This window comes from Polaromonas sp. (genome assembly GCF_030689685.1).
GTDB lineage: Bacteria > Pseudomonadota > Gammaproteobacteria > Burkholderiales > Burkholderiaceae_C > Polaromonas.
The window spans coordinates 32,064-47,018 of record NZ_JAUYEY010000019.1 but is presented as its reverse complement, the minus strand read 5'-3'; the positions used below and the strand labels follow the sequence as shown (position 1 = coordinate 47,018).

General features: G+C 63.1%; 18 protein-coding genes. 13 read left to right on the top strand and 5 right to left on the bottom strand.

Annotation, left to right across the window (positions count from 1 at the left end):
• Nucleotides 1-3: 3 nt before the first annotated feature.
• Nucleotides 4-468: a CBS domain-containing protein gene (locus tag Q8O29_RS04680; protein ID WP_305560894.1), complete on the bottom strand. Its 465-nt coding sequence runs from the start codon at nucleotides 466-468 to the stop codon at nucleotides 4-6.
• Nucleotides 469-641: 173 nt separating this feature from the next.
• Here Q8O29_RS04680 and Q8O29_RS04675 point away from each other — a divergent pair, with 173 nt between their 5' ends.
• Genes Q8O29_RS04675 through Q8O29_RS04655 form a run of 5 tightly spaced genes read left to right on the top strand, consistent with a single transcriptional unit; the run spans nucleotide 642 to nucleotide 5,191 of the window.
• A complete protein-coding gene (locus Q8O29_RS04675) occupies nucleotides 642-1,940 on the top strand; it encodes an O-acetylhomoserine aminocarboxypropyltransferase (protein WP_305560893.1) in 1,299 nt (432 codons plus the stop codon).
• Nucleotides 1,937-2,755 (top strand): alpha/beta fold hydrolase, encoded by an 819-nt coding sequence (locus Q8O29_RS04670; RefSeq protein WP_305560892.1) that lies wholly within the window; start codon nucleotides 1,937-1,939, stop codon nucleotides 2,753-2,755. The genes Q8O29_RS04675 and Q8O29_RS04670 overlap by 4 nt, the downstream gene beginning before the upstream one ends.
• A complete protein-coding gene (locus Q8O29_RS04665; protein ID WP_305560891.1) occupies nucleotides 2,752-4,056 on the top strand; it encodes a cytochrome P450 in 1,305 nt (434 codons plus the stop codon). Before Q8O29_RS04670 ends, Q8O29_RS04665 begins: the two co-directional genes overlap by 4 nt.
• A 56-nt stretch (nucleotides 4,057-4,112) precedes the next feature.
• Complete coding sequence (locus tag Q8O29_RS04660; protein WP_305560890.1) at nucleotides 4,113-4,463, top strand: Mpo1-like protein; 351 nt, start codon at nucleotides 4,113-4,115, stop codon at nucleotides 4,461-4,463.
• Nucleotides 4,463-5,191 carry a ribonuclease activity regulator RraA gene (locus Q8O29_RS04655; protein ID WP_305560889.1) on the top strand — a complete coding sequence of 243 codons (729 nt, stop codon included), beginning with the start codon at nucleotides 4,463-4,465 and terminating at the stop codon, nucleotides 5,189-5,191. The genes Q8O29_RS04660 and Q8O29_RS04655 overlap by 1 nt, the downstream gene beginning before the upstream one ends.
• 30 nt (nucleotides 5,192-5,221) lie before the next feature.
• On the opposite strand, the gene Q8O29_RS04650 is transcribed toward Q8O29_RS04655, so the two are convergent.
• A complete protein-coding gene (locus Q8O29_RS04650; RefSeq protein ID WP_305560888.1) occupies nucleotides 5,222-6,436 on the bottom strand; it encodes a YihY family inner membrane protein in 1,215 nt (404 codons plus the stop codon).
• Nucleotides 6,437-6,468: 32 nt separating this feature from the next.
• Between Q8O29_RS04650 and Q8O29_RS04645 the strand changes: the two genes are divergently transcribed.
• The 8 genes from Q8O29_RS04645 to xth all read left to right on the top strand — a co-directional run bounded on the left by Q8O29_RS04645 (nucleotide 6,469) and on the right by xth (nucleotide 11,694).
• Nucleotides 6,469-6,879, top strand: coding sequence for a DUF2069 domain-containing protein (locus Q8O29_RS04645; RefSeq protein ID WP_305560932.1), 411 nt, complete (start codon nucleotides 6,469-6,471; stop codon nucleotides 6,877-6,879).
• Complete coding sequence (locus tag Q8O29_RS04640; RefSeq protein WP_305560887.1) at nucleotides 6,876-8,297, top strand: FAD-binding oxidoreductase; 1,422 nt, start codon at nucleotides 6,876-6,878, stop codon at nucleotides 8,295-8,297. The genes Q8O29_RS04645 and Q8O29_RS04640 overlap by 4 nt, the downstream gene beginning before the upstream one ends.
• 27 nt (nucleotides 8,298-8,324) lie before the next feature.
• The gene (locus tag Q8O29_RS04635) at nucleotides 8,325-8,615 is read left to right on the top strand and encodes a type II toxin-antitoxin system CcdA family antitoxin (RefSeq protein ID WP_305560886.1); all 291 of its coding nucleotides are present in this window, start codon (nucleotides 8,325-8,327) and stop codon (nucleotides 8,613-8,615) included.
• Between the two features lie 3 nt (nucleotides 8,616-8,618).
• Nucleotides 8,619-8,933, top strand: coding sequence for a CcdB family protein (locus Q8O29_RS04630; protein ID WP_305560885.1), 315 nt, complete (start codon nucleotides 8,619-8,621; stop codon nucleotides 8,931-8,933).
• 26 nt (nucleotides 8,934-8,959) lie between these two features.
• Nucleotides 8,960-9,808 (top strand): thymidylate synthase, encoded by an 849-nt coding sequence (locus Q8O29_RS04625; protein WP_305560884.1) that lies wholly within the window; start codon nucleotides 8,960-8,962, stop codon nucleotides 9,806-9,808.
• Between the two features lie 211 nt (nucleotides 9,809-10,019).
• Nucleotides 10,020-10,424: a FosX/FosE/FosI family fosfomycin resistance hydrolase gene (gene fosX, locus Q8O29_RS04620; RefSeq protein WP_305560883.1), complete on the top strand. Its 405-nt coding sequence runs from the start codon at nucleotides 10,020-10,022 to the stop codon at nucleotides 10,422-10,424.
• On the top strand, nucleotides 10,421-10,915 hold the full coding sequence (locus Q8O29_RS04615) for a dihydrofolate reductase (RefSeq protein WP_305560882.1): 495 nt from the start codon (nucleotides 10,421-10,423) through the stop codon (nucleotides 10,913-10,915). Before fosX ends, Q8O29_RS04615 begins: the two co-directional genes overlap by 4 nt.
• Nucleotides 10,912-11,694 (top strand): exodeoxyribonuclease III, encoded by a 783-nt coding sequence (xth, locus tag Q8O29_RS04610; protein WP_305560881.1) that lies wholly within the window; start codon nucleotides 10,912-10,914, stop codon nucleotides 11,692-11,694. The genes Q8O29_RS04615 and xth overlap by 4 nt, the downstream gene beginning before the upstream one ends.
• A 50-nt stretch (nucleotides 11,695-11,744) precedes the next feature.
• Here xth and Q8O29_RS04605 read toward each other — a convergent pair whose 3' ends face one another.
• From Q8O29_RS04605 to glnL, 3 genes are all read right to left on the bottom strand, one after another.
• Nucleotides 11,745-12,008: an HNH endonuclease gene (locus tag Q8O29_RS04605; RefSeq protein WP_305560880.1), complete on the bottom strand. Its 264-nt coding sequence runs from the start codon at nucleotides 12,006-12,008 to the stop codon at nucleotides 11,745-11,747.
• Between the two features lie 228 nt (nucleotides 12,009-12,236).
• Nucleotides 12,237-13,778, bottom strand: a complete 1,542-nt coding sequence (gene ntrC / locus Q8O29_RS04600; RefSeq protein WP_305560879.1) for a nitrogen regulation protein NR(I) — start codon at nucleotides 13,776-13,778, stop codon at nucleotides 12,237-12,239.
• Nucleotides 13,779-13,832: 54 nt separating this feature from the next.
• Complete coding sequence (gene glnL / locus Q8O29_RS04595) at nucleotides 13,833-14,936, bottom strand: nitrogen regulation protein NR(II) (RefSeq protein ID WP_371134150.1); 1,104 nt, start codon at nucleotides 14,934-14,936, stop codon at nucleotides 13,833-13,835.
• Nucleotides 14,937-14,955 lie beyond the last annotated feature (19 nt).

Sequence of the window (14,955 nt, the reverse complement as noted above, 5' to 3'; positions counted from 1 at the left end):
CGCTCAGAGCTTGGTCTCTGGCGTCTCGTCTTCTTCAGCAGGCCAGTCGCGGATATAAGCCTTGAGCATCTTGTTTTCGAAGTTCTGGCCGTCGACCACCGCCTTGGCCACGTCGTAAAACGAAATCACGCCTTCGAGCACCTTCTTGTTGAGCACCGGCATGTAGCGCGCATGGCGGCCCAGCATCATGCGGCGCACCTCGTCGATCTCGGTCTCGGGGGTGCAGGTCAGCGGTGCGTCGTCCATGGCCGTACGCACCAATGTGCCGCCGATCTCTCCGCCGTTCTTCACGATGCACAGGATCACCTCACGAAAGGTCAGCATGCCGACCAGCTCGCCGTGGTCCATGACGACCAGTGAGCCAATGTCTTTTTCAGCCATGATCTGGGCCGCCTTGGCCAGCGGTTCGTCGGACTGGACGGTGTACAGGGTGTTGCCTTTGACGCGCAGGATATCAAGGACTTTCATGGGGCGTTCCTTCAGGAATTTGTCTCGGCAGTCTGCAGGTTTTCCCCCGGTGCCGCTCGGGGAAAATTCAGTTCAAATATAGCCCACAATGCCCCGGCAGGCCATCGTGATTTGTTTCAGGAGGCTGGCCTCATTTTTCGGGCATATTCCGACCGACAACTACTGGAGACTCCATGTCTGGCTACTCTGATCCGGGCTTTGACACGCTGGCCCTGCATGCCGGCGCTGCACCCGACCCGGCCACCGGCGCGCGCGCTGTGCCGATTCACCTGACCACCTCCTTCGTTTTCGAGTCCAGTGACCACGCGGCCAGCCTGTTCAACCTGGAGCGCGCCGGGCACGTCTACTCACGCATCAGCAACCCGACCAATGCGGTGCTGGAGCAGCGTGTTGCCGCACTCGAAGGCGGCATCGGCTCCATCGCCACGGCCAGCGGCCAGGCGGCGCTGCACCTGGCTATCGCCACCCTGATGAGTGCGGGCTCCCACATCGTGGCGTCCACCGCGCTTTACGGTGGCTCGCAGAACCTGCTGCACTACACGATGCGGCGCTTCGGCATAAACACCACTTTCGTCAAGCCCGGCGACATCGATGGCTGGCGCGCCGCCGTGCGGCCCGAGACCAAACTCTTCTTCGGTGAGACCGTGGGCAACCCTGGACTCGACGTGCTGGACATGCCCACCGTCTCGGCCATTGCGCACGAGGCCGGCGTGCCGCTGCTGGTGGACTCAACGCTGACCTCGCCCTGGCTGATCAAGCCGTTCGAGCATGGCGCCGACATCGTGTACCACTCGGCGACCAAGTTTTTGAGCGGCCACGGCACGGTGATTGGCGGCATCGTGGTCGACGGCGGCAGCTTCGACTGGGACAAGTCGGGAAAATTCGCCGAACTGAGCCAGGCCTACGACGGCTTTCACAACATGGTGTTTACTGAGGAAAGCACGGTCGGCGCATTTTTGCTGCGCGCACGGCGTGAAGGCCTGCGCGACTTCGGCGCCTGCATGAGCCCGCACACCGCCTGGCTGATTTTGCAGGGCATCGAGACCTTGCCGCTACGCATGGCACGGCACATGGGCAACACCGAAAAAGTCGTGGCCTTCCTGGCCAGCCACCCGCTGGTCTCGCGCGTCGGCCACCCCATGCTCGACACGCACACGAGCCATGCGCTGGCAAAAAAACTGCTGCCGCGCGGCGCCGGCTCGGTGTTCAGCTTCGATATCAAAGGCCACCGCGAGCAGGGCAAGGCCTTCATCGAAACGCTCAAGGTCTTCAGCCATCTGGCCAACGTCGGCGACTGCCGCAGCCTGGTGATCCACCCGGCCAGCACCACCCACTTCCGCATGAGCGACGACGCGCTGGCGGCCGGCGGCATCACCCAGGGCACGATTCGCCTGAGCATCGGCCTCGAAGACCCAGACGATCTGATCGACGACCTCAAGCGTGCGCTGAAGGCGGCGGAGAAAGCAGCATGATTCTCCAGGTCAACGGCCACCCCACCTACTGCTACACCGGCGGCAAGCCTTTCGATGCCGCCAAACCCACGGTAGTCTTCATCCACGGCGTGATCAACGACCACAGCGTCTGGATTCTGCAAAGCCGCTACCTGGCCCACCACGGCTGGAACGTGCTGGCGGTGGACCTGCCCGGGCACTGCAAAAGCGACGGCGAGGCGCCGTCCAGCGTCGAGGAAGGCGCGGCCTTTGTCGCGGCCCTGCTCGATGCCGCCGGCGTGCAGCGCGCGGCGCTGGTCGGCCATAGCTGGGGCTCGCTGATCGCGCTGGAAGCGGCCGCGCTGCTGAAAGAGCGGGTCAGCCACCTGGTGCTGGTCGGCACGGCTTTTCCGATGAAGGTATCCGCCGCGCTGCTGGACGCCGCGCTGAACCAGCCGATGAAGGCGCTGGAGATGGTCAACATCTTTTCGCGCAGCACCCTGGCCCCCCCGCCCTCGGCACTGGGCCCCGGCACCTGGGTGCACGGCGCCAGCATGGCGCTGGGCCGGCGCGTGATCGCCAGCAACACCCAGGTCAATGTGTTTCACCGCGGCTTCATGGCTTGCGACAGTTATGCGAACGGTGACACGGCGATCACGCAGATCAGCTGCCCGGTGCTTTTCCTGCTCGGTGCGCAGGACCAGATGACGCAGGCCAGGGCCGCGCAGCCGCTGATCGAGAAGGCAAAAAGCAGCGGCAAGTTCGTGCAACTCGTCAAGGTCCCGGTCGGCCACCACCAGATGACCGAGGCGCCGGAAGAAACGCTGTTCGCGATGCGCGACTTTTTGCGCACATGAGCGTCAGCACCCCGGCCATGACGCCCGAACGCGCGCGCGAGATCGCGACGGATCTCGACCTGCGTGCCCTGCCTGCCGACTTTTATGCCAACCCCTACCCGGTGTACGCCTGGCTGCGCGAACATGAACCGGTGCGGCGCATGCCCGATGGTTCGTACTTTTTGACGCGTTACGCCGACATCGTGGCGGTCTACCGCGATGCGCAGACCTTCAGCTCGGACAAGAAGGTGGAGTTCACGCCCAAGTATGGAGCCGGCTCGCCGCTGCTGGCGCACCACACGACCAGCCTGGTCTTCAACGACCCGCCGCTGCACACACGCGTGCGCAAGCTCATCATGGGCGCGCTGACGCGCCGCGCCATCGCCGACATGGAACCCGGCTTGATCACCCTCGTGGACGGCTTGCTGGACGCCCTCGCAGCCCAAGGCGGCGGCGACCTGATCGAGGACTTCGCCTCGGCGATCCCGGTCGAAATCATCGGCAACCTGCTGGGCGTGCCACATGCCAACCGCAGGCCGCTGCGCGACTGGTCGCTGGCCATTTTGGGCGCGCTGGAGCCCAGGCTCACGCCCGAACAGGAAGCGCTGGGCAACCGCAGCGTCAGCGAGTTCACGACCTACCTCACAACGCTGGTGGCTGAACGCCGCCAACATCCGGGCGACCCGGAGCACGATGTGCTGACGCGGTTGATCCAGGGCGAAAACAGGGACTCGCCCGAGGGGCTGGTCGCCGGCGAGCAACTCAGCGAGACCGAGCTGCTGCAAAACTGTGTCTTCATCCTCAACGCCGGCCATGAGACCACCACCAACCTGATCGGCAATGCGCTGGTCGCGCTGCAAGAATGGCCGCAGGCAAAGGCCCAACTGCTATCAAAAGTGAAGCTATCTAGCCAGCCTGGACATGGGCTGGAGGCCGATTTGACTGTGGAAATCGACGAATTCCTGCGTTTCGAGTCGTCCAACCAGCTCAGCAACCGCCGCGCCATCAAGGCCTGTCAGGTGGGCGGCGTGGACCTGCCAGAAGGCACGTTGCTGACACTGTGTATAGGCGCGGCGAACCGCGACCCGGCGCAGTTTGCCCACCCCGAGCAACTGGACCTGGCGCGCGAGAACAACCGCCATCTGGCCTTCGGTTTTGGCATCCACCAGTGCGCGGGCTTGAGCCTGGCGCGGCTCGAAGGCCGGATCGCCGTCGGGCGTTTTCTGCAGCGCTTTCCGGACTATGTGCTGAGCGCCGCGCCGACGCGTGGCGGGCGGGCGCGCTTTCGGGGCTTTCTGAAGGCGCCGTTTTCAATCGCTTGATCTCGGGGAGCCGCTGTGGCTATCATGGGCCACAACCATTCGACAGGAGACCCGCCATGGACAACACCCACCCCAGCGCCCAGCCGCAAGCGGGCGCCACCGACGCCAGAGCCTTCGGGAGTTTTGCCGAGTTCTACCCCTTTTATCTGACCGAACACAGCGACCGCACCTGCCGCCGCCTGCACTTCGCCGGCTCGACGCTGGCGCTGCTGTGCCTGGCGGCCGCAGCAGTCACCCGCAACCCCTGGTGGCTGCTGGCCGGCCTGCTCTGCGGCTACGGTTTTGCCTGGGTCGGCCATTTCGTGTTCGAGAAAAACAAGCCCGCCTCCTTCAAGCGCCCGCTCTACAGCTTCATGGGCGACTGGGTCATGTACAAAGACATCTGGACCGGCAAGGTGAATATCTGATGACCGCCAACGCCATCCCCATGCAGCTCGACGCCCGGGCTGTAGAGATTCTCTCGGGCATCACCACCGCCACGCTGACCACGCTACTGCTAAAAAAAGGCTTGCGCAATGTCTGGCTGCGCGGCGCGCGGCCGCTGCGTACTGGTCAGCCGCGCTTGGTCGGGCGTGCTTTCACACTGCGCTTTGTGCCGGCTCGGGAAGACTTGGCCACGCCGGAATCGTGGTCCTCACCAATCTCCACCCGCGCCGCAATCGAGGACATGCCGGCGGGCTGCATTGCCGTGGTGGACGCCATGGGCGTGGCTGACGCCGGCATCTTCGGCGACATTCTTTGCGCCCGCATGGGCAAACGCGGCGTGGCCGCACTGGTGACCGACGGCGTGGTGCGCGACCAGGCGGGCGTGCTGGCGACCGGCCTGCCGGTCTGGTGCCATGGTGCGGCCGCGCCGCCTTCGGTGGCGGGCCTGACCTTTGTGGCCTGGCAGCAGCCGATTGCCTGCGGCGGCGTCGCGGTATTTCCCGGCGATGTGGTGGTGGTCGATGACGACGGCGCGGTGCTGATCCCGGCGGCGCTGCTGGACGAAATGCTCACGCTGGCGCCCGAGCAGGAAAAGCTGGAGGCCTGGATCATGGCCGAGGTCGAGGCTGGCGCTTCGCTGCCGGGGTTGTACCCGCCGAATGTAGAGAACAAGGCGCGTTATGAGGCGGCTAAAAAAACGGCCAACTGAGTCCGTCGCGCCTTCGATTTGCTATCAATTTCATAACACGTCACGCAGGCGCAGCATGGGGAAACGGCCGTTTTCCCATAAATTTTCCATGGACGGATCGCGGCTGAGCAGCAACTGCGCCATCAGCGGCGCCAGCCGGGTCGCATCCGGGTCGGCCAGCAACAGGTAGCGCGCTTCCTTCTCGTCGTCGGGGTCGGTCAACTGGCCGATCCAGTCCAAAGACATCAAGGTTTCCAGCACGGGCTCTAACTGCAACACATCGACCTGAAGCGCCTTTGCCAGCTCCGACGCTTCCAGCCCGATGCGTGTGGTACTGCGCGCCAGGTGAAGTTGCTGCAGCAGTTCCACCGCGAGCTGGAACTGCCAGCCGTGCGCACTGCCGCGTCGCGCCACGCCGGCCAGCAGGCTGGGCAGGTAGGCCGCGATCACTGCGCCCAGCAATACGATGACCCAGGCCACATAAATCCAGACCAGCAAAATCGGCAGCGTGGCAAACGCGCCGTAGACCAGCGAATAAGTCGGCACACTGCTCAGGTACAGGCTCAGCAGCTTTTTGGCCAGTTCGATCCCGGCCGCCACAAACAGCCCGCCTACCCAGGCATGCGACCAGCGCACAAAGGTGTTGGGCACGTAACGGTACAGCGCCGCCATGCCGCCGGCCAGCAGGAAGAACTGCAGGATGTCCAGTAACACGCGCAGCCCGCCCGGCATGGTGCTGACGACGCCACGCGAGCCCGAGATCACATAGGAGGTGACCGCCAGACTGGCACCCAGCACCAGCGGGCCCAGCGTGATGGCCGCCCAGTAGATCAGCACACGCTGCGCCAACGGCCGCGGCTTTTTCACGCGCCAGATGCCGTTGAGCGTGCGGTCTATGGTCAGGATCAGCGCAATCGCCGTGCCCAGCAGCACCGCCAGGCCAGCCACGCCCAGCTTGTTGGCCTGACGGGCGAACTGGGTCAGGTAACCGAGCACCTGGCGCGAGATGTTGTCCGGGATCAGGCTGTTGACCAGCCAGACCTGCAGCGCCCCCTGCAGCTTGGAAAACATCGGAAACGCCGTGAAGATCGCCAGTGCTACCGTAAAAAACGGCACCAGCGCAATGCTGGTGGTGAAGGTCAGGCTGCTGGCCGTCAGGCCCATGTGGTCTTCGCGAAAACGCTGGCGCAGCGTGAAGGCGGTGTCGCGCCAGGGAAAGTGCGAGAGGTCCGTCAATAACTGCTGCAGGGACTGCTTGAATGTCATCCCCGGTATCATGCCATCGACCTGTGCAAATGATGACCCCCTCCCCCATGAACAAAACCACGCAAATCGACGCCACCCGCTGGCTGGCCCTGGGCAGCCTCGGCGGCCTGATCGTGCTGGGCCTGGCCTGGGAGATGTGGCTGGCGCCGATTCGCCCGGGCGGCTCGCTGCTGGCGCTGAAGGTGCTGCCGCTGTGTATTCCGCTGGCCGGCCTGCTGAAAAACCGCATGTACACCTACCGCTGGCTCAGCCTGATGGTCTGGCTCTACTTCACCGAAGGCGTGGTGCGCGCCTGGAGCGACAAGCCGCCCGGCAACTACCTGGCGATGATTGAAGTGGCACTGTGCTTGCTGCTGTTCACCGCCTGCGCGATGCATGTGCGGATTCGCCTGAAAAACGCAAAAACCCAGACGATTCCTGAACCGCAAGCCCAAACACCGTGAGCACACACAACGAACTGATTGAATCGCTGCGCCAGATCGTCGGCGCGCCCAACGTCCTGACCGAGGGCGACCTGACCGCCTGGGTGCAGGACTGGCGCCGGCGCGAAACCGGCAAGGCCCTGGCTGTGGTGCGCCCCGGCTCTACGGCGGAAGTCGCTGCGGTGGTGAAAGCCTGCGCCGCCGCCCGCGTCAGCATGGTGCCGCAAGGTGGCAACACCGGCATGGTGGTCGGGTCAACGCCGGACGCCAGCGGTACACAGGTCGTGCTGAGCCTGACACGCATGAACCAGGTGCGCACGCTCGATGCCGGCAACCTGACCATCACCGTCGATGCCGGCTGCGTGTTGCAAAACCTGCAGGAAGCCTGCGAACAAGCCGGCTTTCTGTTCCCGCTGAGCCTGGCCTCGGAGGGCAGTTGCACCATAGGCGGCAACCTCGGCACCAATGCCGGCGGCACCCAGGTCGTGCGTTACGGCAACACCCGTGAACTCTGCCTCGGGCTGGAGGTCGTGACGGCGCAGGGCGAGATCTGGGATGGCCTCACTGGCCTGCGCAAAGACAACACCGGCTACGACCTGCGCCATCTGTTCATCGGCAGCGAAGGCACCTTGGGCGTCATCACCGGCGCGACCATGAAGCTGTATCCCCTACCCAAAGCCCAGCTCACCGCTTTTGCCGCCGTGCCTTCGCTCGAAGCTGCGGTGCAGTTGCTGGGCCTGGCGCATGAACACCTGGGTGCTGGCCTGACCGGCTTCGAGGTCATGGGCCAGTTCGCGCTCGGCCTGGTGGCCAAACATTTTCCACAGCAGCGTGTGCCCTTCTGGCAGGAGTCGGCCTGGGCCGTGGTGCTGGAGAATTCGGACAACGAATCGGAAACGCATGCGCGGGAATGTTTTGAGCGCCTGCTCGAAGCCGCCATGGAAGCCGGCTGCGTCAGCGATGCGGTGGTGGCCGAAAGCATGGCCCAGGCGCATGCGCTGTGGCACATCCGCGAAAGCATTCCGCTGGCGCAGGCCGAAGAGGGCCTGAACATCAAACACGACATCTCGATCAATGTTTCGCGCATTCCCGCGTTTGTGGAAGAGACCAACGCCCTGCTGCTAGCCCGCTTCCCCGGCGCTCGCCTGGTGGTCTATGGCCACCTGGGTGACGGCAACCTGCACTACAACGTGCAGGCGCCCGAGAACGAGGACCAGGCGCGTTTCCTCAACGAGCAGGAAGCGCCCATGAATGCCGTGGTCTACGAGGTGGTGGACCGTTACCGCGGTTCGATCTCGGCCGAGCATGGTGTCGGCAGCCTCAAGGTCAACACCCTGCCGAAACACAAATCGCCGGTCGCACTTGGCATGATGCGCGCGATCAAGCAGGGCCTGGATCCCGATAATCTGATGAACCCGGGGCGGGTGTTGCGCATATAATATGCGCATCGTTCATGAAGGCCAATCATGCTCAAATTTGATCACGCCCCCAAAAAAGCCACCAATCTGTCGCTCAATTCAAAGGTGCTGGAGGCCGCTCGTGAAATGGGCATGAATGTCTCCCAGACGGTCAATGAATTGCTGACCAGGGAAGTGGAGCGGCGCTATTGGGAGCAGTGGAATGAGCGCAACAAAGAGGCCATCGAAGCTTACAACGAGCGAATTCGGGAACACGGCATTTGGGGCGCGAAATACCGGACTTTCGCCCGCAGCATGGGCGATGGCCGGACGAGCACCAAAGACAAGAAAGCTGCCTGACCGATGGCGCGCTTTGACGTTTACGCCAACCCGGAAAAATCCGAACACGCCCATACGCCTTTTGTGCTCGACGTCCAAAACGATCATCTCAGCGGCGTCGAAACGCGCATCGTCATCCCCTTGCGCGATGCCAAGATGCATGGAGCGCGGCTTGAAAGAGTGCACCCCACTTTCTCCGTAGCGGGCCGCAAAGTCGTTCTGGACACACCCACCATGGCGACCTTTCCGCGCAACTGGCTGCACACACCGGTGGCCAGCCTGCAACCCCAACAGGCCTTGGTCCAGGACGCCCTGGACGCATTGTTTGGCGCTTACTGATACCGATACGCCCAGAAAGCTTCTTCATGATTCCGACTTCCGCGTCCAGCCGTCCCATCCGCTCCCAGTACGAAGATTTCATGCGCCATGTGGATACCCACGGCGTATTCAAGGCCGACCGCACCGGCACCGGCACCAAAAGCGTGTTTGGCTACCAGATGCGTTTTGATCTCAACGAAGGCTTTCCGCTGGTGACGACCAAGAAGGTGCACCTGCGCTCTATCATCCAAGAGTTGCTGTGGTTTTTGCAGGGCTCCAGCGACAACAACTGGCTGAAGGAACGCGGCGTCACAATCTGGGACGAGTGGGCGCGCGAGGACGGCGACCTCGGGCCGGTTTACGGCGTGCAATGGCGCAGTTGGCCGACGCCGGACGGCGGTCACATCGACCAGATCAGCGATGTCATCAAGACACTGAAAACCAACCCGGATTCGCGCCGCATCATCGTCAGCGCCTGGAACGTGGCCGAGCTGTCGAAGATGGCGCTGATGCCCTGCCATGCCTTCTTCCAGTTTTATGTGGCGCCCGCCACCGAGGCCGGTGGCAAGGGCAAACTGAGCTGCCAGCTTTACCAGCGCAGTGCCGACATCTTCCTCGGCGTGCCCTTCAACATCGCGAGTTACGCGCTGCTAACCCACATGGTGGCTCAGCAGTGCGACCTCGACATCGGCGACTTCATCTGGACTGGCGGTGATTGCCACATCTACAGCAACCACGCCGAGCAGGTGGCGCTGCAACTGAGCCGCGCGCCCTTCCCCTACCCGACGCTGAAGATCAAGCGCAAACCCGACTCGATTTTTGGCTACGAGTTCGAAGACTTCGAGTTTGTCGACTACCAGCACCATGCGACGATCAAGGCGCCTGTAGCGGTATGAGCGCACTGGCGAGGGGCCCCGCAAAGCGGGGATCGACACCGCGCGAAGGCCGCTGGGAGTCGACACCTGTGCCTTCTGAAACCTACTTCGTTCGGGAGGCGACGGTAGGCGAGGGGCCCCGCAAAGCGGGGATAGCCGCGCCGGAGTGCCGCTGGGCGCCGACACCTGCGTCCTTTGCGAACTGCTTGGTTTGGGAGGCGATAGTTTAGCCATGCCAGTGCAGGGCGTCAGCCACATCACCTTCATCGTGCGCGATCTGGACCGCATGGCGACCTTTTTGTGTGAAGGCCTCGGTGCCAAAGAGGTCTACGACAGCAATGCAAAAAATTTCTCTCTGGCACGGGAAAAGTTTTTTGTTCTTGGTGACACCTGGCTGGCAGCCATGGAGGGCGAGCCTCCAGCGGATCGCAGCTACCGCCATCTGGCATTGAAGGTCGAGGCGGATGAGCTGGCCGACTTTGAAGTCAGGCTGCGAGCCATAGGCGCCGAAGTCAAGGAGCCACGCCCGCGCGTTCCAGGTGAAGGGCAATCGCTGTATTTTTATGATTTTGACAACCACCTGTTTGAACTGCACACAGGAACGCTGGAAGAACGGCTCAGGAACTACCGCGCATGATTTCTCCCAGCATCAACCTGATCTACGCGCGCGCCGCCAACGGCGTCATCGGCAAGGACGGCGTCATGCCCTGGCATTTGCCGGAAGATCTCGCGCACTTCAAACAGCTCACCCAGGGTTGCCCGGTGGTTATGGGTCGGAAAACCTGGGACTCATTGCCACCTAAATTTCGTCCACTACCGGGCCGGACCAACATTGTGATTACACGCAATGACGACTGGCAGGCCGAGGGAGCGCAGCGTGCCGCCAGCCTGGAAGAAGCCCTGCAGCAGGCGAGCCCCGCCCCGGAAATTTGGGTCATAGGCGGCGCGCAAATTTATGCCCAGGCCGAGCCGCTGGCCGCACGCGCCGAAGTCACCGAGATCGCCCAGGACTTCGACGGCGATGCCCACGCGCCCGCCCTGGGCCCTGCCTGGCGCGAAACTGCGCGCAGCACACACGTCTCGGCCAAGGGCCTGCCTTTCAGTTTTGTCACGCTGGAGCGCCCATGAAAATCGCTACCTGGAATGTGAATTCGCTGGCGGTGCGCCTGCCGCAGGTGCTGGACTGGCTGGCCACCAACCCGGTTGATGCGCTGTGCCTGCAGGAGCTCAAGCTCAGCGACGACAAGTTCCCGCTCGAAGCGCTGGCCGCCGCCGGTTACCAGAGCGCGGTCTTCGGCCAGAAGACCTACAACGGCGTGGCGATTCTGAGCCGCAACCCCGCGCGCAACATCGTGAAAAACATCGTCGGTTTCACCGACGAGCAATCGCGTGTGATTGCCGCTACCCTGGACACGCCACAGGGCGAGTTGCGTCTGGTCAACGCTTATTTCGTCAACGGCCAGGCACCCGGTACCGAGAAATTTGAGTACAAGATGAAGTGGCTCGAAGGCCTGCGCAACTGGCTGGGCCAGGAGCTGGCAGCGCAGCCGAATCTGGTGCTGGTCGGCGACTTCAACATCACCTTCGACGACCGCGACACCTACGACGCCGAAGGCCTGCGCGAAACCATCCACCACACGACCGAGGAGCGCGAGCACCTGAAGGCGCTGCTAGGTTTGGGTTTGCACGACGCCTTCCGCTTGTTCGAGCAGCCCGAGAAAAGTTACTCCTGGTGGGACTACCGCGACTTCGCCTTCCGCCGCAACCGTGGCCTTCGCATCGACTACATCCTGGTCAGCGACGCGCTCAAACCGCTGGTACAAAGCTGCGTGATCGACAAGCTGCCGCGCAAAAACGAGCGCCCCAGCGACCATGTGCCGGTCGTCGCCCACCTTGATTTGCTATAAATAAAATAGCTGTTCACGCCCGCCCGCTATGGGCTGGTGGCCGATTTCATTCATAAACTGCGGGCGACCCGCCCCGGTGAGTCGATAGAGCCGGCAACAACGCCTTTGGCGTGGCGCTGGCTGTTGCAGAGCTCGTGGCTGATGGCCAGGTTCTCTGCATGGCTGTTGCCGCCCTCGCTGAGCGGCTGGATGTGTTCCAGCGTCGCAGCCGCCGGCAACACATGTTCACCACAGACCCAGCACGGCACTTTGCCATGCAACTGGCGCGCCACAGTTTTGTATATCTTGTCGCGGGTCAGGGATAAACGGCTCATGCCTGGACTTTAAATCAGAGCGACACGGTCCACGCGGGATCTACATTCAAGCAGCGTCTCCCTCAGGGGGGCATCCTTCGACAAGCTCAGGACGAACGGATAAATAGCGACGCCTGCGGAGGCATCTCTTTTCAAGCAGGGGCCGCGGGTCCGGCTTTGCCGGCCCGCAGGCGCAGCGCCCCCTCGGGGGGCAGCGCAGTACGCGAAGCGACAAGCGTGGGGGCTCCATCACTCCAGATTGAGCTCCTGGATCTTTCGCGTGATGGTGTTGCGGCCTATACCCAGCTTTTGTGCGGCTTCAATGCGGCGGCCGCGGGTGTTGAGCAACGCAGTCTGGATCAGCTTGGACTCGAAACGCCGGGTCAGCACGTCCCAGACATCGCTGCGGCCAGTGGCCAGCAGGGCCATGGCCTCGGCCTCCAGCCCGGTTTCCCAGGTGCTCCCCGGCAGCGACAGCCCGAGGTTCGCAGGCGCCAACGAGATTTTCTCGACAGGCGCAGAGTCCACAGCAGCAGCCATGCCGGCATCCGGCGAGGATGTATGACGGACCACCGCACCGCCTTCGACCAGCACGGGCGCAGGCGCGCGCAGCGGCTCGGGCGCAGCGTCCAGCACCTCGGGCGGCAAGTCTTTGGCCTCGATGACCTGGGCCGGGGCCATCACGGTCAGCCAGTGGCAAATGTTTTCGAGTTGGCGGACATTGCCGGGAAAACCAAAGGTGCTGAGCTTTTGCAACGCCGCGTCAGAAATTCGCTTGGGTTCGACCACGCCGAGCTGCTTGGCGCTTTGCTGCAGGAAGTGGCGCGTCAGCATGAACACGTCTTCACGCCGCTCGCGCAGCGCCGGCAGGCGCAGGCGGATCACGTTGAGGCGGTGGAACAAATCCTCGCGGAAGCCGCCTTCCTTGACGCGTTGCTCCAGGTCCTGGTGGGTGGCGGCGATCACGCGCACATTGGTTTTGACGGCATTGTGACCCCCGACGCGGTAGAAGTTGCCGTCGGAGAGCACCCGCAGCAGCCGCGTCTGCAAATCGAAGGGCATGTCGCCGATCTCGTCGAGAAACAGCGTGCCGCCATCGGCCTGCTCGAAGCGGCCGCGGCGCATGGTTTGCGCGCCGGTGAAGGCGCCGCGTTCATGGCCGAACAGCTCGGACTCCAGCAAGTCCTTGGGGATGGCGGCGGTGTTGATGGCCACGAAGGGCCCGTTGGCACGCGGCGAATGTTTGTGCAGCGCGCGTGCCACCAGTTCCTTGCCGGAGCCGGACTCGCCAGTGATCATCACCGTGACATTGCTCTGGCTGAGCCGGCCGATCGCGCGGAACACGTCCTGCATGGCCGGCGCCTGGCCCAGCATCTCGGGCGTGGCGGCCATGCGTTCTTCGGCCACTTCCTCGCGCTGGCTTTCTTCCACGGCGCGGCGGATCAGCTCGACCGCCTTGGTCAGGTCGAAGGGCTTGGGCAGGTATTCGAAAGCGCCGCCCTGAAAGGCCGAGACCGCGCTGTCGAGGTCGGAGAACGCCGTCATGATGATGACGGGCAGGCCGGGATGTTTTTCCTTGACGGTGGAAAGAAGGTCCAGGCCGGAGCCACCGGGCATGCGGATGTCGCTGACCAGCACTTGTGGGCCGTCGTCGTCGGTGGCAATGTCCAGTGCCGCCAGCACCTCGCGCGGGTTGATGAAGCTGCGGGTTGGCAGGCCTTCGCGCAGCAAGGCCTTTTCCAGCACAAACCGGATGGACTGGTCATCGTCAACAATCCAGATCGGTTTCATGTTTTTTATCCCTTTGGTACTTCTACCGGTTATCCATCAATGAAGGTGACGGTTTCAAGGCAAAGGTATCAGCAGCTTGAAATCCGTCCGACCGGGGACGCTGTCGCACTCGATCAAGCCGTGATGTTGCTGAATAAAGGTTTGCGCCAGTGTCAGCCCCAGCCCGGAACCGCCCTCGCGCCCCGAGATCAGGGGATAGAAGATACGGTCCTTGATGGAGTCCGGAACACCCGGTCCATTGTCGATAACATGCAATTCCAGTGCCAAGCGATACCGCTGCTTGCCGAAAGTCACCTGCCGCGCAATCCGGCTCCTGAAACTGATCTGCGCATCACCGGCGGCAATGCGCTCGGCCAACGCCTGCGCAGCGTTGTGGGCAATGTTCAGAACCGCCTGGATTAGCTGCTCGCGGTCGCCACGGAAGTCGGGGATCGAGATGTCGTAGTCGCGCAGCACGCGCAGGCCTTTCGGAAACTCGGCCAGAATCAGCGAGCGCACGCGTTCACTAACCTCGTGAATATTCACATCACCCACCAGGTGAGGCCGACGGTGCGGCGCCAGCAGGCGGTCCACCAGGGTCTGCAGCCGGTCGGCCTCATGGATGATGACCTGGGTGTATTCGGTCAGCTCTTTAGACTGGATATCCATCTGCAGCAGTTGCGCCGCGCCGCGTATACCGCCCAGCGGGTTCTTGATCTCGTGCGCCAGGTTGCGGATCAGCTCCTTGTTGGCCTGGGCCTGGTCGATCAGCCGCTCTTCCCTGTCCTGCTTGGCTTGCTGCTCCAGCGGCAGCAACTCGACAATCGCTTCGCCCGGCGTGTCGGTCTGCGCCACCACCACATGCACCGGCATGGGCTCGCGGTTCAGCGGCTTGAGCCAGGCGTCGTAACGCAGCGCCGCAAACTCGTTGCTGCCCGCGCCTTCCAGCGCGTTGTGCAGGATCATCGGCTCGGTGAAACAGTCGGGTAACTGCGAGCCCTCGATGGTCCGACGCGAGGTGCCCAGCGCGTCTTCGAGCGCTGCGTTGGCAAACACCACCACACCATTGGTGCGCACGACAGCCACCAGCGTAGCCAGCAGGTCAAAGGACTGAAAGCGTGAAGACGCCGCAGTGGTAGCGGCGGCAGGGAAGAAGTTTGGCTTTTTCAAGCGTCCTATTTTGACGCAGAAGCAACGG